The sequence below is a fragment of the Thiomicrorhabdus sp. zzn3 genome, assembly GCF_029767755.1.
Taxonomy (GTDB): domain Bacteria; phylum Pseudomonadota; class Gammaproteobacteria; order Thiomicrospirales; family Thiomicrospiraceae; genus Thiomicrorhabdus.
In genome coordinates this window covers 314,120-333,834 of sequence record NZ_JARUQS010000001.1, presented here as the reverse complement: position 1 = coordinate 333,834, position 19,715 = coordinate 314,120, and the positions used below count along the sequence as shown (strand labels likewise).

At 44.7% G+C, this 19,715-nt stretch carries 14 protein-coding genes; all 14 read right to left on the bottom strand.

The features are described 5' to 3' along the window. Positions 1-19 precede the first annotated feature (19 nt). The 14 genes from QCB44_RS01460 to glgB all read right to left on the bottom strand — a co-directional run bounded on the left by QCB44_RS01460 (position 20) and on the right by glgB (position 19,702). Complete coding sequence (locus QCB44_RS01460) at positions 20-919, bottom strand: hypothetical protein (protein ID WP_279407526.1); 900 nt, start codon at positions 917-919, stop codon at positions 20-22. Between the two features lie 691 nt (positions 920-1,610). After that, a complete protein-coding gene (locus tag QCB44_RS01455) occupies positions 1,611-2,519 on the bottom strand; it encodes a class I SAM-dependent methyltransferase (RefSeq protein ID WP_279407525.1) in 909 nt (302 codons plus the stop codon). A 9-nt stretch (positions 2,520-2,528) separates the two neighbouring features. Beyond that, positions 2,529-3,458 carry a glycosyltransferase family 2 protein gene (locus QCB44_RS01450; RefSeq protein WP_279407522.1) on the bottom strand — a complete coding sequence of 310 codons (930 nt, stop codon included), beginning with the start codon at positions 3,456-3,458 and terminating at the stop codon, positions 2,529-2,531. A 74-nt stretch (positions 3,459-3,532) separates the two neighbouring features. Then, positions 3,533-4,399, bottom strand: a complete 867-nt coding sequence (gene rfbA, locus QCB44_RS01445; protein ID WP_279407521.1) for a glucose-1-phosphate thymidylyltransferase RfbA — start codon at positions 4,397-4,399, stop codon at positions 3,533-3,535. Continuing rightward, the gene (gene rfbB, locus QCB44_RS01440; RefSeq protein ID WP_279407519.1) at positions 4,396-5,490 is read right to left on the bottom strand and encodes a dTDP-glucose 4,6-dehydratase; all 1,095 of its coding nucleotides are present in this window, start codon (positions 5,488-5,490) and stop codon (positions 4,396-4,398) included. Before rfbB ends, rfbA begins: the two co-directional genes overlap by 4 nt. Further along, positions 5,487-6,260: a 3'(2'),5'-bisphosphate nucleotidase CysQ gene (cysQ, locus tag QCB44_RS01435; protein ID WP_279407517.1), complete on the bottom strand. Its 774-nt coding sequence runs from the start codon at positions 6,258-6,260 to the stop codon at positions 5,487-5,489. Before cysQ ends, rfbB begins: the two co-directional genes overlap by 4 nt. A 70-nt stretch (positions 6,261-6,330) precedes the next feature. Then, entirely contained in the window at positions 6,331-6,930 is a 600-nt protein-coding gene (cysC, locus tag QCB44_RS01430; RefSeq protein WP_279407516.1) for an adenylyl-sulfate kinase, read from the bottom strand. Positions 6,931-6,942: 12 nt separating this feature from the next. Next, positions 6,943-8,667: an SLC13 family permease gene (locus QCB44_RS01425; protein ID WP_279407514.1), complete on the bottom strand. Its 1,725-nt coding sequence runs from the start codon at positions 8,665-8,667 to the stop codon at positions 6,943-6,945. Positions 8,668-8,670: 3 nt separating this feature from the next. Further along, complete coding sequence (gene cysN, locus QCB44_RS01420; protein ID WP_279407513.1) at positions 8,671-10,110, bottom strand: sulfate adenylyltransferase subunit CysN; 1,440 nt, start codon at positions 10,108-10,110, stop codon at positions 8,671-8,673. Next, on the bottom strand, positions 10,110-11,024 hold the full coding sequence (gene cysD, locus QCB44_RS01415) for a sulfate adenylyltransferase subunit CysD (RefSeq protein ID WP_279407512.1): 915 nt from the start codon (positions 11,022-11,024) through the stop codon (positions 10,110-10,112). The genes cysN and cysD overlap by 1 nt, the downstream gene beginning before the upstream one ends. 10 nt (positions 11,025-11,034) lie before the next feature. Next, on the bottom strand, positions 11,035-12,897 hold the full coding sequence (gene glmS / locus QCB44_RS01410) for a glutamine--fructose-6-phosphate transaminase (isomerizing) (protein WP_279407511.1): 1,863 nt from the start codon (positions 12,895-12,897) through the stop codon (positions 11,035-11,037). Between the two features lie 393 nt (positions 12,898-13,290). Then, a complete protein-coding gene (locus tag QCB44_RS01405; RefSeq protein ID WP_279407509.1) occupies positions 13,291-15,774 on the bottom strand; it encodes a glycogen/starch/alpha-glucan phosphorylase in 2,484 nt (827 codons plus the stop codon). A 1-nt stretch (position 15,775) separates the two neighbouring features. Continuing rightward, entirely contained in the window at positions 15,776-17,293 is a 1,518-nt protein-coding gene (gene glgA, locus QCB44_RS01400; RefSeq protein ID WP_279407507.1) for a glycogen synthase GlgA, read from the bottom strand. 174 nt (positions 17,294-17,467) lie between these two features. Continuing rightward, positions 17,468-19,702 carry a 1,4-alpha-glucan branching protein GlgB gene (gene glgB / locus QCB44_RS01395; protein WP_279407506.1) on the bottom strand — a complete coding sequence of 745 codons (2,235 nt, stop codon included), beginning with the start codon at positions 19,700-19,702 and terminating at the stop codon, positions 17,468-17,470. Between the last annotated feature and the right edge of the window lie 13 nt (positions 19,703-19,715).

Sequence of the window (19,715 nt, the reverse complement as noted above, 5' to 3'; positions counted from 1 at the left end):
GCTCTCGATTGCATTGAAATTATTTACAGACTTCTTGATTACCAGCACCTATCTCAGGGAGAGAAAACTGAACATAGTTGTAATTAAAATTTTGATCAAAATACATTGAAAAAATATCATTAAGGCCGATTTTTCTAGTATTAAAACAGAGTCGTGTAGGCTCGCTATAAACATAGTTTTTTGCATTGAATGTTTCCAGAAACCGAGTTTCCATTGTTTTTTTAAATTGGGTTTCGAAACTATTTATTGATTTATTTGCCTCAGGATATACCTGTCTTAATAAGGCATTCCATTCATAATAGTGAACATGACGATCGTGACAAAAAATCCGGGTATCAGACTTATTTAAAATAAGAAAAGTATTGTTCGCGGAAAAAACTTTATTTGATTTAAATTCTTCCATTATAGATTCCTGATATATACCGTCCCGCAAACATGAATATATCGACAAAAGAATATTATACGAAAAGAGACCAACAATCCCTAAAATTGCCAATGAAACGATTGTTTCCCGCCCCCAGTAGATCACTTTTGCCATAAAAAGAATAACAATAGCAAAGCCGAGAGGAACTAATAAAAAGTGCCGATCATTCCAGCCACTTACAACGGGAATTTTCCCAACAAAAGCATAGGGAAAAAGTGCCAATGCAATTAAGCCGGCACCCAACAGAATCAAACCCGAATTCCTAAAAAAAGCACTGACCTTAATTTGACGTGATAAATAGATTTCTCGTGCAGAAAGAATTAGATTGATTGCCAACAGTAACGATAGCGCGTAAATATAAAATTCAAATCCATCCAAATGAATAATGCCAAGATACAAAGCTTCCATTGACTGAATCAGAGCATTAATACCTGAACCTATCTGCATATGGCCCAAATCATTATAGCCTTCATAAAACCCCGAAGGGACCATCATAGTAAACTTGAAAAGAATGAACAGTATTGGCAGGCTTAAAAAGTCGAAGTACCTGAAAATAAAATCTCTGATAGTAAAAAGGATGTTTTCGTTTGAACGTATCCTAAGGTTTTGGAAAAAAAGATAAATCAATACCAATAAATAAAAACTGATATAAGAGTTCGTGAAAAAACTTAAGAAGAAAATTAAATTGACTAATATCCTTCTAATCAAGGACTTTTCATAACTTGAGTTAACAACAAGATAGAAACCCAGAAAAAAAAGAAAAGTCGATAAATAATACGGAACGACAATTATTGATATTTTTGAGTTTAAGAACGGAAAAAATAAGAATAAAGTAGAGATATATAGCGATTCATTTTTGTTAAATATAGAAGACAAATAACAAATCTTATATATAAAGAAACTCGTCGTTATTAACAATAAAACCATCAACAACCGGTATGAAAAAACTCCATTACCAATATTTCCCAGCACTGAATGGATGGATGCATAATAATATCCGGCCACTCCACCTAACTGTTTAAATAGAAACAGAATTGAATTGTAGTCGTGATCATGAACAACCCATCCATCCCAATATACAAAGCTATAATTGAGCAAAAAAGCAACAAATATAAAAGAAACCAGAAATATTAATATAGATTTGATTAGCCTATCAAAAGAATAAACACGGGCAACATTTCCCATTCTATGAAACTTCATTTTTGTCGCTCATTTTTATCGCAATAACTAGTCTAGAACCTCCGAAAGGAAAATTGAATCCAAGCTTTATAAATAAAAGTTCGATTTTCATAACAGTAGAAAATATCTTATTTAATATCTTAGGAATTCGTAAAAAATCTTTGGATTTTATAGACTGGTCTTTATTTCTCTTAATCCTGGAGATGTACATAAAAGGTAACAGTAAAGTCACAAAAGATGTAGATCTCACAATTTTGAAGCCACTTTCCCGCAATTTAGCTTCTAATTCTCCTGGTTCATACCTTCTTTTATGGCAAGCAATATCATCAGCAAAACTCCATAAGCGCTTATGCTGTGGCACTGTACTAATAAAAATGCCATTGTCTTGTAAGGCATTGTATATTTCTTTAATAACTCTACTATCTTCCTCAATATGCTCTAATACATCGTAAGCACCAATGACATTAAACTCTTTTACATACGGAATTTCTCTAGCATCCATCTGCATAAAAACTGCATCCTGAGTTCTAGCTCTGGCGAAAAGAAGTCCGTTTAAAAATATTTCCGAACCATAAAGTTCACTGTTTTTAAAGTTATCAATTACTGCTTGAAGAACAAATCCGGAACCACAGCCTACCTCTAAATATTTGCCAAGAGAGCCTGAGTTTTTTTTGCCTTCGCCAACATAATGATTTAAGAACCAGACAATGATTTCATTTCTTGCCTTGAACCAGAAATTGTTACTCTCTTCTATTATTAACTTTTCAAATAAACTTGAATCAAATCCGTCATTTTCTTGAGCTAATTGCGGGGAATGAACATAAACACCATCCAGCACATTGGTTTCTTTTTCACAACTAGGGCAAATAAAATCTTTGGCGGTATAGGACGTTTGGCAAGAATGACAATATTTCATAAATTTCTTTTATTTTTCATCAACACGATAAAAACTTTTTACAATCGTGTAAGGCCTATTTTTTACTTCAATAAAAATCTTACTCAAATAAATACCAATCACGCCTATCGATAGAGTAATTATGCCGCCAAAAAACCATATTGATAAAATTATCGATGTCCATCCTTGAATTGGTTTTTCATACATAAACCAATTAAACAAAATAAACAAAAAATATAAAAAAGAGATCAGTGAAATCGAAAACCCGAACAAAAAGATCATCTTCAATGGGTAAGCGCTAAATGACGTTAATCCGTTAAAAAAAATACTGAATTTACGGGATAAACTATAGGTTGTAGGTGAAGCCTGTAATTTCTTAACCGTATAGGGAAGCTGTTTAAAACCGGCAAGTTCAAATACCCCAAACAAAAAAAGCTCCTGCTCCTTGAATTGTAACAATGACTTTTTGTATGAACTTGTCATTAACCTTGCAGTGACAGAATTTTCTGGAATTTTGACCTTAGATAAAAAGTTAAACAGTTTATAGAAAAATTTACCGCTAACTTTCTCAAAGAGCCCGCCCTTTCTTTCTCCTTGGACACCATAAATGACATCAGAAGCCGTTTCACGCATCCTTTCATAAAAGACACTTAGCCACTCGGGTTGCTCTTCAAGATCAGTATCAAGAAGAAAAACAAGGTCACCCTCAGCAAACTCCAAACCTGTCATAATTGCCTTATAGTGGCCAAAGTTCTTGCTTAAGTCGACCACTTTAATATGACAATCTTTTTTCGCCGCTTCTTTAGCAATATTCAAACTATTATCTGGTGACCCATCGTTTACCAGAATAATCTCGTAATCATCACCAAATAAACTGCGTGATTCACGAGATACTCTAGAACAAAACTCTTCAATATATTTTTCTGAATAATACAATGTACCAACAACAGATAACTTCACTTACCCACCTACTTTTTAAAGCAACCCCGTTACAACAAGCGCTACTTTAAAATACATACAACCAACTGATTTAGTTAATCTTTTATCAATTCCAACAAGTATTGCCCGTAACTATTTTTAGATAGTGCCTGGCCAACCTGCATAACCTGTTCATTACTTAGCCATTTATTACGCCAAGCAATCTCCTCTAAACAAGCAATTTTATACCCTTGTCTTTTTTCAATAGTTTCGACAAACATTGCCGCTTCCAACAAACTCTCATGCGTACCAGTATCAAGCCATGCAAAACCACGTCCAAGCAGTTCAACATTCAAACTTCCTCGCTCCAGGTACATTTGATTGATTGTCGTAATTTCAAGCTCTCCACGATGAGATGGCTTAACCTGTTTAGCCATTTCAACAACATCGTTATCATAAAAATATAAACCTGTTACCGCATAATTCGATTTTGGCTCTTCCGGTTTTTCTTCAATACTGACAGCCTTCTGATTCTCATCAAATGCCACCACACCGAAGCGCTCAGGATCTTTAACCTGGTAACCAAATACGGAAGCTCCTGTTTCACGACTAGCAGCTCGTTTCAAAATAGGAGTAAAGCCCTGCCCCCAGAAAATATTGTCCCCCAAAACCAAACACACACTATCATCACCAATAAATTCTTCGCCGATAATAAATGCTTGTGCGAGACCATCTGGACTAGGCTGAATGGCATAGCTCAGGTTAACTCCAAACTCAGAACCATCGCCCAACACTCTTTGAAAGCCGGCTTGGTCTTCTGGTGTAGTAATGATTAAGACATCTTTAATCCCAGCCAACATAAGAACTGACAGCGGATAATAAATCATCGGTTTGTCATACACAGGCAATAACTGTTTAGACACCCCTTTTGTTATTGGATAAAGTCGTGTTCCCGAACCGCCAGCTAATATAATTCCCTTCATATTTTACTTCCTAATCTTTCTCTTTTATAACTGCCGTCCTGCACATGCTGACACCAATCTTGATTATCCAGATACCACTGAACTGTCTTTTTAATACCACTTTCAAAGGTCTCCCTAGGTGACCAATTCAAATCCCGTTGAATCTTAGCCGCATCTATAGCGTAACGCATATCATGTCCTGGACGATCCGCTACAAATGTAATCTGCTCAGCATATGAAGTTCCTTTAGGCTTTACTTCATCAAGAATTGAACAAATTGTTTTCACAACTTCGATATTTTGTTTTTCGTTGTGTCCACCGATGTTATAAGTTTCCCCAATACTTCCCTGAGTTGCGACCAATACCAGGGCTCTAGCATGATCTTCTACATAAAGCCAATCACGAATCTGATTGCCTTTCCCATAAACCGGTAATGGCTTTCCTTCAAGTGCATTTAAAATCACCAAGGGGATAAGTTTCTCGGGAAAATGGTAAGGCCCATAATTGTTTGAGCAATTAGTAACTAAGGTAGGCAGACCATATGTTTTCTGCCACGCTCTAACCAAGTGATCGGAACCTGCCTTACTCGCACTATAGGGTGAGCTTGGTGCATAGGGGGTCGTCTCAGTAAACAAAGGAAGTTTGCCGGACACCTCATCCGGATGAGGCAAATCGCCATAAACTTCATCCGTTGAAATATGATGGAACCTAAAACTTGTTTGTTTCTCGCCCTCAAGGCTGTTCCAATAGGATCTAACCTGCTCCAATAGGGTATAAGTACCAACAATATTGGTTTGAATAAATTCATTAGGGCCATCAATTGAACGGTCGACATGGGACTCGGCTGCCAGATGCATTACTATATCGGGTTTATGAATACTAAACACTCGCTTCAACTCTTCGGCATCGCAAATATCTACCTGCTCAAACGCATACCTTGGACTGTCACTGACAGTTGCAAGGGATTCAAGATTACCGGCATAAGTCAATTTATCAAGATTCACAACTGAACAATCGGTATCATTGATCAAATGACGAATGACCGCAGAACCTATAAAACCGGCACCACCAGTCACTAATATTTTTCTTTTTTCATTTAAATTAACTTTCATACAACAACAAACCAATCATTCAACAAATTTTCTTTATTATATTTATGGGTGAAATATTCGCCTTGCTCATATTTCCTCAAACTGTGGCCGGACTCATTTACAATCGCATGCGCAGCAGCTGTATCCCATTCCATAGTTGGGCCTAATCTAGGATAAATATCCGCCTCCCCTTCAGCAACGAGACAAATCTTCATTGAACTGCCGATAGAGATCAATTCTTTGTGCATATCCGTTTCAATCGAATCAATAAACGCTTTGGTTTCTTCAGACATATGCGAACGGCTTGCAACAATCTTATAAGTCTGTCTATCTTCAGTCGTTTTCAATGGTAGTTTCAACCCGTCTTTGAAAGCACCTGCTCCTTTTTTAGCCCAGTAACAGACATCCAAAGCTGGTGCATACACTACTCCCAAGATGGGAGTATCTTTGTAAACCAGTGCTATATTGACGGTAAATTCATCGTTCTTCTTGACGAACTCCTTGGTTCCGTCCAACGGATCAACCAACCAGAAATATTCCCAGTTTTTACGTTCCTCATAACGAATGTTTTTACCTTCTTCTGAAAGCAACGGAATTTCGGTACTGTTCTTACGATCCAACTCCCGCAAACCTTCCTCAATAATGTTATGTGCCGTTTTATCCGCTAAGGTCAATGGCGACTCATCGGCCTTGTACTCGACCTCAAAGTCTTTTCTATAAATGTCCATAACAGCTTCACCGGCTTTTTTAGCCAGCTGCACAACATCTTGGATATCAATTTTTTCGATCATGTCTCAGTCTTGATTTTTGATTAAATTTTTCATTCTTGATATAGGAACTGTAAATCAGCCCCATAAAAAACTATATGTAATTGTTTCGCTTCAGGTACTCCACTACCTGACCGGCGGCTTCCTCAACCGTAATCCCGTCGTTGACAATGTGTATTTCAGGATTGACTGGAGCCTCATATGGTGAATCGATACCCGTAAAATCTTTTATTTCACCTGCTCGAGCCTTTTTATAGAGCCCCTTTGGATCTCTCTGCTCGCAGACATTCAAAGGCGTATCGATAAACACCTCGATAAATTCACCCGACTCTCCCATCTGACGAACCATTTCCCGATCTTTCAGAAACGGAGAAATAAACGCCGTTAATACGATCAATCCCGAATCCGTAAACAACTTGGCAACCTCACCTACACGACGGATGTTTTCAATACGGTCTTCCTCCGAGAAAGACAACCCTTTATTCAATCCATGACGAACGTTATCGCCATCCAATAGAAACGTATGTTTTCCCATCTTAAAGAGCAAACTCTCTACGGCATTGGCGACAGTCGATTTACCGCTGCCACTTAAACCTGTAAACCAAAGTATGCAGGGCGCTTGCTGTTTGAGTTTGGCTCGATCTTCTTTTTTGACATGGTGTTCATGCCAAACGATATTCTCATTCTTGCTCATCAAACGACTATCCTAAAAAGGGAAAAAAACGGGAACCAACGACAGTACAGTCAGTCCATAGACCAGACTGACGGGCATTCCCATTTTGACATAATCTAAAAATCGGTAACCGCCAGGAGAGTACACCATCAGGTTGGTTTGGTAACCATAAGGGGTTAAGAAGCTGGCACTCGCCCCGTAGGCAACCGCCATAACAAATGGCCAAGGGCTGACCCCCAGCGCCTCGGCGGTCACCAAGGCGATAGGAAACCCCAAAGCCGCCGCCGCATTATTGGTCACTAGTTCGGTCAACAGCACAGTCAGCAAATAGACTCCGATAAAACTGCCAAAAACGCCCCAGTAACCGAATGTGGACAATACGGAATCGGCAATCATATCCGCCGCTCCGGAATCGGTCATCACTTTGGCAATGCCGAGTGCCGCGCCCACAATCATGGCGATTTCAAAAGGCACTTTGCGGCGCAACTCCCGAATGGAGGTCAAACCGAACAGCAGATACGCCACCAGCAGCAACATAAGCCCTTTAATTAAAGGAATTACCCCAAAAGCGGCCAGACCGATGACGGAAACAAAACCTAACACCGCCCACGTGCTCTGTTTAACGTTTAAATGCTGCTGGGTTTCAAGCGGCGTGTAGAAATAAAAATTCTTATCCAAGTTTTCACGCTTCTCAAAATCCGGTCCAGTCACCAAAACCAACGCATCACCGGCTTGCAAGATAACTTGGGCCAACCGCCCTTCCAACTCTTGACCGCCACGACGAATGGCCACCACTGCTGCATCGAATTTATTGCGAAAATTGGCTTTTTTAATCGTCGAACCGATCATTGGAGACTGATGGGAAACCACCACTTCGACTAACTGGTTATGTTTGGTTCCCTGGGCTTCATCCAAAAAACTCAAGCCCGAAAACAGTAAAAGCTTAGGCGCTGCTTTAATATCTCCCGCAAATAACAGATGGTCTCCAGCCTGAAGCACATATTGCGGAGAAACCGGCCCAATCTTATTTTTTCCAGACACCACTTGCGCCAAATACAAGTCTTCTAATTGACGCAAACCGGCCTGTTCGATTGACAACCCGACTAACTCCGAATCGGCCGCCAGCTTCGTTTCAATCAAATACTCAGAACGCTGCTCTGTTTCAGTTTGGATACTCGGCAACAACTTTGGCGCTAAAACAATTAGGGTAAGCGTTCCGAACAACAGAATGAAAAACCCCACATACAAAAAATCAAAAATGCCCAATTCGGGCAGGCCTGCCTGAACCGCAAAGCTATTGATGATTAAGTGTGTCGAAGTTCCCACCAGCGTCAAAGTCCCACCAAAGATGGCGATATAAGACAAAGGGATCAGCAGTTTAGAAGAAGGGAAACGCTTTGTTTTGCCAATCAGCGACATCAGCGATGCCACCACTGCGGTGTTGTTTAGAAAAGCCGACCCAAAACCTACGATCGACCCCATTCTCGTCATGGTTCCCCTCTCACTTGAGGCGACTAACCAACGCGCAAGCGCTTGAAACAAATTCGTTTTCTCCAAGACACTGCTTACCAACAGCAAAAAAACCAAGGTAATCAGTGCCGGATTAACAAAATTGCCCAACATTACCTGCAAAGGGATGAGGTCAAAGGTGTAATAGATCAGCAGCAGCGCGGCGAAAAGTTTAAATGGTTGGACTCTTCCCCATACCAACAAAGCCAGCAGAGCAATAATCGAAGCCAATACGCCATATACAAGCATGGGTTATCCCAAAAGATCAGAAATCGACTTACATCCCCATTCAGGATAGTGCTTACGGATCAACGCATTCAGGTCCTTCTCGAAATCAGAATACTCGCGCTGCCCTTGTACAGAATCAACTTGCTGACCTTTGCCGATAATCATGCCGGCCGCCAAGGTCGCATGGGTGTATTTATCGATCACGATAAAACTACCCGATCCTTTAACCGTTTCGTAATCGTCAAATGCAATCACTTGAGAAAGCTGCAACTGACACTGCGCAATCTGGTTGAGTTCCAATTTTTCCGGATAGTGCTTCTCCAATGTATTCACATCAATCTGGTGGTCGATACTGACAAAACGCCCGGAAACCAAAGAGGTAGCGCGCTTAATCAGAAAATCGGAACCAGGCACCATCGCTTGTTCATTCATCCACACCAAATGCACTTTCAAGCTGTCCGACATTTCTGGAAGATCATTCGATTTAACCAACATATCGCCTCGGCTGATATCAATCTCATCTTCCAGCGTCAAAGTGACCGCCATCGGTGCAAAACCTTCTCCAACCGCCATATTCTCTTCCGAAATCGCCGGCTGAAGAATTTGCTTCACTGTTGACGTTTTCATCGACGGCAACACCGTCACGGCATCACCGACAGAAACCGTTCCCGCCGCAATCGTACCGCAATAGCCCCTGAAATTCAGGTGCGGACGATTGACATACTGAACCGGGAAGCGGAAATTGTCCAAATTCGTGTTATCGCCAATTTCAATATCGTCCAGCAGGCTCATCAAAGGCTGGCCTTGATACCAGTCCATTGATTCACTTGGATTCACAACGTTGTCACCTTTCAAAGCTGAAATTGGAACGAAGATTGGATTCTCGATCTCCAGCCCTTTGGCAAATTCGGTGTACTCTGCCTTAATTTCATTAAAGCGGTCTTCACTGTACTCGACCAAGTCCATCTTATTAATGGCGACGACAATATGCTTAAGACCCAATAGTTTGGTAATAAACGAGTGACGGCGTGTTTGCGTTTGAACACCGTGTCGAGCGTCAATCAAAATGATTGCCAAATCCGCTGTCGAAGCCCCGGTTGCCATATTGCGCGTATACTGTTCGTGGCCCGGAGTGTCTGCAATGATGAATTTGCGTTTGTCGGTCGAGAAAAAGCGGTAGGCTACATCAATGGTAATCCCCTGCTCCCGCTCAGACTGCAAGCCGTCTACCAACAGCGCCAAGTCAATTTCATCACCGGTCGTACCGTGCTTTTTTGAGTCCTTATTGATGGCTGCCAGCTGATCTTCAAAAATCATTTTACTGTCATGCAGCAATCGACCGATCAGCGTGCTTTTACCATCATCCACGCTACCGCAGGTAATGAAACGCAACAGCTCTTTATTCTCATGCTGATGCAAATACTCTTCAATATTCGTTGCAATTAAGTCCGACTGATGTGCCATTAGAAATACCCTTCAATTTTTTTCTTCTCCATAGAGCCCGCTTCGTCATGGTCAATTAATCGACCTTGACGCTCCGACACTTTGGTGAGAAGCATTTCTTGAATAATTTCAGGTAACGTCGACGCACTCGATTCAACCGCACCGGTCAAAGGATAACAACCCAAAGTACGGAAGCGCACCCTCTCCATCTTGGCCGTGTCACGCAACTCTTGAGGCATGCGCTCATCGTCCACCATAATCTTGGTGCCGCCATACTCCACAACCGGGCGTTCTTTTGCAAAATACAGGCTTGGAATCTCAATATTTTCGAGGTAGATGTACTGCCAAATATCCAGCTCGGTCCAGTTCGAAAGCGGGAACACGCGAATGGATTCGCCTTTTTTGTGTTTTCCGTTGTACACATCCCACAATTCCGGACGCTGATTTTTAGGATCCCAGCGATGGTTCTTGTCGCGGAAAGAGTATATGCGCTCTTTAGCACGTGATTTTTCTTCATCACGACGCGCACCACCAAAAACCGCATCAAACTGATACTTATCCAAAGCCTGACGCAACCCTTCCGTTTTCATAATATCTGTATGCATAGCGGAACCGTGCTCAAAGGGAGAGATATTCATTTCAGGCCCTTTAGGATTAATATGCACCAACAAATCCATCCCTACCTCTTGAGCACGGCGATCACGAAATTGGATCATTTCCTGAAACTTCCAGGTCGTATCTACATGCACCAAAGGAAACGGCGGCGGCGCAGGATAAAACGCTTTTTGCGCCAAGTGCAACATCACCGATGAATCCTTACCGATGCTGTAGAGCATGGCAGGGTTTTCAAATTCGGCGATGACTTCACGAATAATGTGAACCGATTCCGCCTCAAGCTTCTTTAGGTGGGTCAATCTTTTTTGGTTTAATTCCATCTTAAATCTCTTATTCAACAGTTACCGATTTAGCCAAGTTTCTAGGTTGGTCTACATCCGTTCCCTTTATTAAGGCCACGTGATAACTGAGTAGCTGCAAAGGAATATTAAAGGTAATCGGTGCGGTAATTCGACCAACATTGGTTGTGGCTTTAATGACTTTAAATCCAGCTTCGGAACTGACGCCTGACTGCTCATCTTCAAACACAATCATCTGTCCTCCTCGCGCTTTCACTTCCTGAAGATTAGATTTGAGCTTTTCCAGCAAATCATCATGCGGCGCAATAGTGACAACCGGAATATGTTCATCAATCAATGCCAACGGGCCGTGTTTCAGCTCGCCTGCAGGATAGGCTTCGGCATGAATATAACTGATTTCTTTAAGTTTCAAAGCCCCCTCCAAAGCAATCGGGTACATAGTCCCACGTCCTAAGAAGAGTGCACTTTCCCGATCTGCAAAACATTGCGCTATTTCAATAATTTTATCTTCGTGCTCCAATGCCTTTTTAATCAGGCCTGGTAATTTTTGCAGGCCATGCACGATTTTACGTTCTTGCTCTTCTGACATCAGCTGCAAGGACTTACCAACTGCCGTTAATAACAGCGATAAAGCAACCAGTTGAGTCGTAAACGCTTTAGTCGATGCCACGCCAATCTCTGGACCGGCATGCGTTAAGAAGGTGAGATCAGACTCACGAGTGAGACTCGATTCTGGGACATTACAGATGGTTAGGGTTGGAAGATTTTTTTCTCGTTTAAGGACCTTAACCTGTTGCAAGGCGGCTAACGTATCGGCAGTCTCACCCGACTGACTAATAGTGACAAACAGAGTATTATCCTGCACTACCGGATTACGGTAGCGGTATTCGCTGGCGACTTCGACCTGACAAGGCAGACCAATAATATCCTCAAACCAATACTTAGCCACTAAACCTGCGTGATAGCTAGTTCCACAGGCGATAATCTGCACCTGGTTAATCGTTTTGAAAATTGCTTCTGCCTGATGACCAAAGGCGGAGATGAGTACATGATCCTGGGTAATGCGACCTTCCAAGGTATCAATGACCGCTTGTGGCTGCTCAAAGATCTCTTTGTGCATGTAGTGACGGTGCTCACCCAGCTCAACAGAATGTGCGGAAAGATTCGATATCTTAACAGGGCGCTCAACAATTTGGCCGTTCGCATCGTAAATCTCAACATTTTCTCTGGTGATGTGAGCAATATCACCTTCTTCAAGAAAAATAAACTGCTGGGTAACCGGAAGCAGTGCAGAGACATCGGACGCGATAAAGTGCTCACCAATCCCGATCCCGATAACCAACGGACTGCCTTTGCGGGCCGCAATCAGCGTATTTGGGTCGTCTTTGGCGATCACACCTAATGCATAAGCACCTTCAAATTCTGAAACGGCTTTTTGAACCGCAGACAACAAATTTTCAGAAGTCTGAAAGTAATGATGAACAGCATGAGCAACAACTTCGGTATCAGTTTCCGAGGTAAAACGATAGCCTTGCTCAACTTGCTGCGTTTTGAGTGCTTGATAGTTTTCGATAATGCCGTTATGCACCACGGCAACGGCATTGTTACAGACATGAGGATGAGCATTATTTTCTGCCGGAACACCATGAGTCGCCCAACGGGTGTGAGCAATGCCAACCTGCCCACTGACTTCACCACCTTGAGCACGCTCTAATTCGATTTTCTCGCGCAGATTTTTAATCTTACCAAGTGCTCGTACTCGTTCGATTTCATTGTTAGCATTAACAACCGCCACCCCGGAAGAATCATACCCTCGGTACTCAAGACGCTTAAGCCCCTCTAACAAAATCGGAATAATATTTCGTTCAGCGATGCCACCAACAATTCCGCACATAAATCAACACTTACCCAACAATAAAAGTGAAAAAACGGGAAAAATTATAACAGAAACCACTAACTTAAGGGTTTAAAAAACCTTATGCGTACAAATGGAATTATGAACTTTTTATTACACAACACTTAAAGATTTGCGCACGAAGATTAGCACACGTCATTCCAAGTGCGATAAGGAGCCTATAGCCAATGACAGCTAAAACATACTGCTGAGAATTCCCGCGTTATAGATGATGAAGAAAACATAGTTGGCTACTGCGCATCAAAGAGAAGCCAAAATATCAGAACGATCGCCCACAATGAACTTGTGGGCTGTAGGAATAACAAAAGAGCACACTCATTCACAAGACAACTGCTTGGTAAGCACACAGGAATCAACCTTGAAAAACGCTTTTCAGTTTAAAGGCGTCAGTTTCCAGATATCCCGGTTGTATTCAGCCATCGTACGATCAGTAGAAAAAATACCGCTGCGCGCGCTGTTGATAATACTTTTCTTCACCCAGGCTTCACGGTTTTGGTAGGCCTGTGCGGCATCCTGCTGAACATTGATATAACTCTGGAAATCGGCCAATGTCATCCACGGATCACTTGGACTTTTCATCGAGCGGATAATGTCGTCGAAAATCCCCGGTTCAAATTGACTGAAATGACCTGATTCCAACAATCCCATCACTGCTTGCAGATCGTAGCTTTGATCGATATAGCTCTGAGGATGGTAATCTCTGCGCAGCGCCTCCACATCCTGAGTATGCAGACCAAATAGAAAGAAATTCTCATCCCCTACCGCTTCATGAATCTCTACATTCGCCCCATCCAAAGTGCCGATGGTCAAAGCGCCATTCATCATGAACTTCATATTACCGGTTCCAGACGCCTCTTTACCTGCTGTAGAAATCTGCTCGGACAGATCCGTTCCCGGGCAAATGACCTCCATGGCCGAGACCCGATAATTAGGGAAAAAGACCACTTTCAGCTTATCCCCCACATCTGGATCCGAATTGACCACCTGCGCCACGTTATTGATCAATTTGATGATTTTTTTGGCCATCGCATACCCGGGAGCCGCCTTGCCGCCGAAAATCACACTGCGGTTGGTCCAGTTTTCGGCATCGCCACGCTTGATACGTGAATACAGATGAATCACATGCAGCACGTTCAACAACTGGCGCTTGTATTCATGGATTCGCTTAACCTGGACATCAAACATCGAATTGACGTTCAGCTCGACGCCGGTTTCTTTTTTAACCAGATCTGCTAAATGCTGTTTGTTGGACTGCTTGACGTCATGCCAGGCCTGCTGAAAACGTGCATCCTCGGCCAAAGGTTCGATCCGCTTTAACTGGTTCAAATCGGTAATCCACTCCTCACCGATATGCGCCTTCAATAAGGCGCGCAATTTCGGATTGCACCCCGCCAACCAGCGGCGCTGGGTCACGCCGTTGGTTTTGTTATTGAACTTTTCCGGCCATAGCTCATAGAAATCGTTGAACAAGCCATTCTTCAACAAATTGGAATGCAGCTCAGCCACCCCGTTGACCGAGTGAGAACCGACAATCGCCAGATAAGCCATACAGACATTATTATGCTCATCAATCAACGACATACGTCGCTGACGCGCCACATCACCCGGCCAATGCATCGCCACCTGACTCAAAAAGCGTCGGTTGATCTCAAAAATAATTTCCAGTGGGCGTGGCAACAAACGTCCGAACAATGAAACCGGCCATTTTTCCAGGGCCTCCGGCAACAACGTATGATTGGTATAAGCCATCGTTTGAGTGGTAATCTCCCAAGCGGCTTCCCAGCCCATTTTTTCCTTATCCACCAACAGCCGCATCAGCTCAGCCACCGCCAAACTTGGATGAGTGTCATTCAATTGAAACGCGTTATTTTCGGCAAAATCGGTGAAATCGCCATAACGCGCCTTCCACTGCCCCATCACATCCTGCAAACTTGCCGAGACCAAGAAGTACTGCTGTTTAAGACGCAACTCCTTACCATTTTCACTGGCATCGTTCGGATACAACACCATGGTGATGTTTTCCGCTTCGGCCTTTTTGGCCACCGCTTCATGGTATGACCCCGCATTAAACTCGGACAGGTCAAACCCTTCCTGAGCCATCGCCGACCATAACCGCAAGGTATTGACGGTTTCGTTTTTGAATCCCGGAATCGGCACATCAAACGGCACGGCCAACACCACTTCGGCATGCTCCCAGTGCACCGTCATCTCACCGGTGACCGGATCGACATACTGCCTGGATTCGCCACCGAACTTCACCACCTGGGTGTATTCGGCTCGCTGAATCTCCCATGGATAAGGCCCTAATCCCAGCCAGTGATCGGGCTCTTCCACCTGAAACCCGTTCTGAATGATTTGGCGGAACATGCCGTATTCGTAGCGTAAACCGTAGCCCATCACCGGCAATTTCAACGTAGCGCAGCTGTCCATAAAGCAGGCCGCCAAACGCCCCAGGCCACCATTTCCTAAACCGGCATCACGCTCCGCTTCTTCGATCTCTTCGAGACTGAGTCCCAAATCGTACAGTGCCTGCTCCGTTTCGTTTTCTACCCCCAAATTCAGTAAATTGTTCGTCAGCGAACGTCCGATCAGAAACTCCATCGACAGGTAGTAAGCGCGCTTGCCCTTTTCCGCATTGTAGCGCTCCCAGGTTTTTTTCCAGTGCGTCATTAGACGGTCACGGGTCGCATAGGAAAGCGCCTTGAACAGATAATAGTCTTCGGAGGTAATACTGCGCCCCAACGTATGGCAAAGGTACTTCAGGAAATCCGTTTCAATATCCTCTCTGCTCATTCCTACATGCTGCAGCATTTCGGTCATGACTTCGAGTCGTTTAGCTTCGAGTTGACTGGGCATTTCAACACTCCTCCGAATAAAGTTTTACATAACGCTTTGCGCTGGCTTTCCAGCCGAATTCCTGCTGCATCCCGGTCTTCTGAATCTTCTGCCAGGTTCGCGGCTTTGCAAACAGATGTAACGCGTGTAACAAGGTCGATTTCAAGGCATGGCGACTGGGATCGTAGAAGACGAATCCGGTCGCCAGGCTCTGTTTAAGGTTTTCATCCGTGGCATTGACAACGGTGTCAGCCAGCCCACCCGTATGGTGAACAATCGGAGGCGTGCCATACGCCAAACTGTACATTTGATTCAAGCCGCAAGGTTCAAATCGCGAAGGCATCAAAAATAGATCTGCTCCCGCTTCCACTTGGTGGGCCAAGCTTTCCGAATAGCCCACATAAGTCCAAACTCGATATGGATAGTTTTGAGAAAACTGCTTTAAAGCGTCCTCGTAAAGCCGGTTTCCGGATCCTACAAACACAAAATTAGCGTCCGTCTGATCGAGCAGCTCAGGCAACACTTGCAATACCAAATCGATGCCTTTTTGCTCGACCAAGCGCCCAACCAGTCCGATCAGCGGCGCTTTCATCCAACTCGAAATGTGCTGTTCGATTTCGCTTTCCGGCAACCCTTTGACCAAGGAAAGTTCCTCGAGCAAATGGCGTTTATTTTTAAGCTTGCCGCTGACGCGTCCCTTTTTGACCGAGTAGTTTTGGACGATTAATTCATCGTGTTGCGGACTCCAAACATGTTCGTCAATGCCATTAAGAATCCCCACGAGCCGTCCTTGCTCTTTACGCATCTGCAACACACCTTCAAATCCGTAGGCAAACTCCGGAAAACAGATCTCTTTGGCATAGGTCGGGCTCACCGTGGTCACCCAGTCCGACTTGATCAAACCGGCTTTCAACATGGAGAAATGCCCCCAAAACTCGACACCGTCCATATGCCACAGCGATGCAGGCAACTCCAACAGATCAAACAGCGACTTCGGAAACTGTCCTGGATACGCCATGTTGTGCACGGTAAATACGGTTTTAGGCCGTTGTGGTTCAACACTCAACAGCGCACTCACCAGCCCGGTCTGCCAATCGTTGACATGCACCACATCGGGCTGCCACTTGAGCCCGCATCGATCCATCGCCAATTCCGCCACCACTTTGGAAAACACGCCGAAGCGTTCGCCGTTGTCCCACCAGTCATGACCGTCTTCGGCCAGATAAGGGTTGCCCGGTCGATCAAACAGCTCGGGAATATCAATCAGCCACACCGGCACCTGAATATCGTCAAACGCCCCGGCTTTGAGTTGCAGTACCCGTGCATTGAAGCTTCGCCCACAGCCGCTGACACTGAATGCCGCCACCTTTTTAAGGCTTTTCTCGGGCAACTTTTTCATCACGGCCTGATAAGCAGGCAATACCAGGCGCACTTTATGTTTAAGCGCCGCCAACGCGTTGGGCAAACTGCCGCTGACATCGCCCAGCCCTCCGGTCTTAATCAGTGGATGAGCTTCAGAAGTGGCAAACAAAATCTTCATTATGGTTCCGCAATCCCGGTTTTTATTATTTCGTTATCTTGGTTTAAAAACATTTTTCCGACCACAAAAAGCATCAGGCCTGGTCAAAGCTCATGCCGTGCAAAGGCGTTATCGATTCCTCATTCCGGCTTACAAGCCCATAAAAATACAAACCTGCCCAGAATGACAAGGCTTTTAATCACTCACCCGCTTCAACACCAACACACCCAGTGGAGGCAGTGTCAGCTCAGCCGAACAGGGCTGATTCATCCACACGATAGGATCGCTGTGCACCCCGCCTTCATTGCCCATATTGCCGCCACCGAAGATTTCCGCATCCGAATTAAGCAGCTCTTGATAGCGGCCGCTTTGCGGCAAACCAACGCGGTAATGGGTACGCGGCACCGGGGTAAAATTAAACAGGCAAATCAGAGTTTCCTCTTCACTACAACGCATAAAACTCAGTACCGATTGCTGATAATCATGACAGTCGATCCACTCAAAACCGTGGCTTTCAAAATCCCGAGTATACAGAGAAGGGTGCTGACGATACAGATGATTCAAAGCTTGCGCCATCAACTGAATGCCGCGATTCAAAGGCACATCGCACAAATGCCAATCCAGCGCCCGAGATTCGTTCCATTCGCTCCACTGCGCGAATTCGCCGCCCATAAACAACAGTTTCTTGCCCGGATTCAGCATCTGATAAGCCAGCAGCAATCTTAGGTTTGCGGCTTTTTGCCAGTCGTCTCCCGGCATTTTGCCGATCAACGACCCTTTCATATGCACCACTTCGTCATGCGATAAAGGCAGGATGAAGTTTTCGCTATAGGCGTACATCTGACTGAAGGTCAGTTCGTTATGGTGATAAGCTCGATACACCGGCTCTTTTTCAAAATAGCTCAAGGTATCGTTCATCCAGCCCATATTCCACTTCATGGAAAAACCCAGCCCCCCCATCCAGGTCGGACGCGACACCATCGGCCAGGACGTCGACTCTTCGGCCATGACCACGGCGCCCGGACACTGGGCATGCACCTCTTCATTCAGCACTCGCAAAAAATCGATCGCCTCCAGGTTTTCGCGTCCGCCATACTCATTCGGCACCCACTGACCGGCTTCCCGCGAATAATCGAGATAGAGCATGGAGGCCACCGCATCCACCCGCAGACCGTCGATATGCAATTCCTTGATCCAGTAAAGCGCATTGCTGATCAGAAAATTGCGCACCTCGTTGCGACCAAAATTGAAAATATAGGTTCCCCAGTCCTGATGTTCCCCTTTCATGGGATCTTCATGTTCATACAAGGCACTGCCGTCAAAGCGTCCCAAGGCGAATTCATCCTTGGGGAAATGGGCCGGAACCCAATCCAAAAACACGCCGATGCCGTTTTGGTGACAATGGTCAACGAAATAACGAAAATCGTCCGGCGACCCGAATCGGCTGGTCGGCGCAAAATACCCGGTCGTTTGGTAGCCCCACGATTGATCCAACGGGTGCTCGGAGACGGGCAGCAGTTCAATATGGGTGTAGCCCATCCATTTAACATATTCCACCAATCGATGGGCGATCTCTCGGTAGCTCAAAAAGCCGCCGTCGTCGGCTCGCTGCCAAGAACCCAAGTGCACTTCATAGATATTAATCGGTGCCCTCTGCCAATCAAACTGTTTCCGCGATTCCTGCCAGACCTGGTCTTGCCACTGATAATCCGACTGATAAACATGGCACCCGGTAGATGGGCGAACTTCCATCGCTTGGGCGTAAGGGTCGGTTTTCACCAGGCAATGCCCGCTATGGCGATTACGAATTTCAAACTTGTAGAGATCACCCGACTGCAGTCCAGGAATGAACAGCTCCCACACCCCGGAACCGCCCAGCACGCGCATCGGATGACGCAAACCGTGCCAGCCGTTGAAGTCGCCGACCACCGACACCCGTTCCGCAGCCGGAGCCCATACCGCAAAACGTACTCCCGCAACCCCATCTACCGTGAGCGGATGAGCGCCGAGTACATCATACAAATGCCAGTGACGCCCTTCGGCAAACAGATGCAGGTCCAACTCCCCGATTTGCGGTAAAAATGTGTAGGGCGATACCGTTTGATGTTGCGAACCGTCCGCTTCCGACCATTGAACTTCATAATGCTGCGGTAAATTCGTTTTCTGTTGCGCGGTTAGATGCACTTCGAACAGGTCACTGCCCTCCACTCGCGTCAATGCAATGGCTCGTTGCTCCAGATCCAAAATAGCCGCCGTTTCCGCCGTAGGCAGCCATTCGCGAACTACCCAGGCCTGTTCGGTTTTATTTGAACCGCGCTCTACGCTGACCTTGTGACACCCCAAATAGGTAAACGGATCATGATGCCGCCCTTGCTGCAAACGCTGGATGGCTTCATTAAGGGATGGGCGTTGGGTGGTTTGTGTTGGCATAATCTGTCTGAGC

Coding starts and splice junctions, on each gene's coding strand:
- QCB44_RS01460 (WP_279407526.1), bottom strand. CDS start 919: ATGATGGTCCCTTCGGGGTTTTATGAAGGCTATAATGATTTGGGCCAT.
- QCB44_RS01455 (WP_279407525.1), bottom strand. CDS start 2,519: ATGAAATATTGTCATTCTTGCCAAACGTCCTATACCGCCAAAGATTTT.
- rfbA (WP_279407521.1), bottom strand. CDS start 4,399: ATGAAGGGAATTATATTAGCTGGCGGTTCGGGAACACGACTTTATCCA.
- rfbB (WP_279407519.1), bottom strand. CDS start 5,490: ATGAAAGTTAATTTAAATGAAAAAAGAAAAATATTAGTGACTGGTGGT.
- cysQ (WP_279407517.1), bottom strand. CDS start 6,260: ATGATCGAAAAAATTGATATCCAAGATGTTGTGCAGCTGGCTAAAAAA.
- cysC (WP_279407516.1), bottom strand. CDS start 6,930: ATGAGCAAGAATGAGAATATCGTTTGGCATGAACACCATGTCAAAAAA.
- QCB44_RS01425 (WP_279407514.1), bottom strand. CDS start 8,667: ATGCTTGTATATGGCGTATTGGCTTCGATTATTGCTCTGCTGGCTTTG.
- cysN (WP_279407513.1), bottom strand. CDS start 10,110: ATGGCACATCAGTCGGACTTAATTGCAACGAATATTGAAGAGTATTTG.
- cysD (WP_279407512.1), bottom strand. CDS start 11,024: ATGGAATTAAACCAAAAAAGATTGACCCACCTAAAGAAGCTTGAGGCG.
- glmS (WP_279407511.1), bottom strand. CDS start 12,897: ATGTGCGGAATTGTTGGTGGCATCGCTGAACGAAATATTATTCCGATT.
- QCB44_RS01405 (WP_279407509.1), bottom strand. CDS start 15,774: ATGCCCAGTCAACTCGAAGCTAAACGACTCGAAGTCATGACCGAAATG.
- glgA (WP_279407507.1), bottom strand. CDS start 17,293: ATGAAGATTTTGTTTGCCACTTCTGAAGCTCATCCACTGATTAAGACC.
- glgB (WP_279407506.1), bottom strand. CDS start 19,702: ATGCCAACACAAACCACCCAACGCCCATCCCTTAATGAAGCCATCCAG.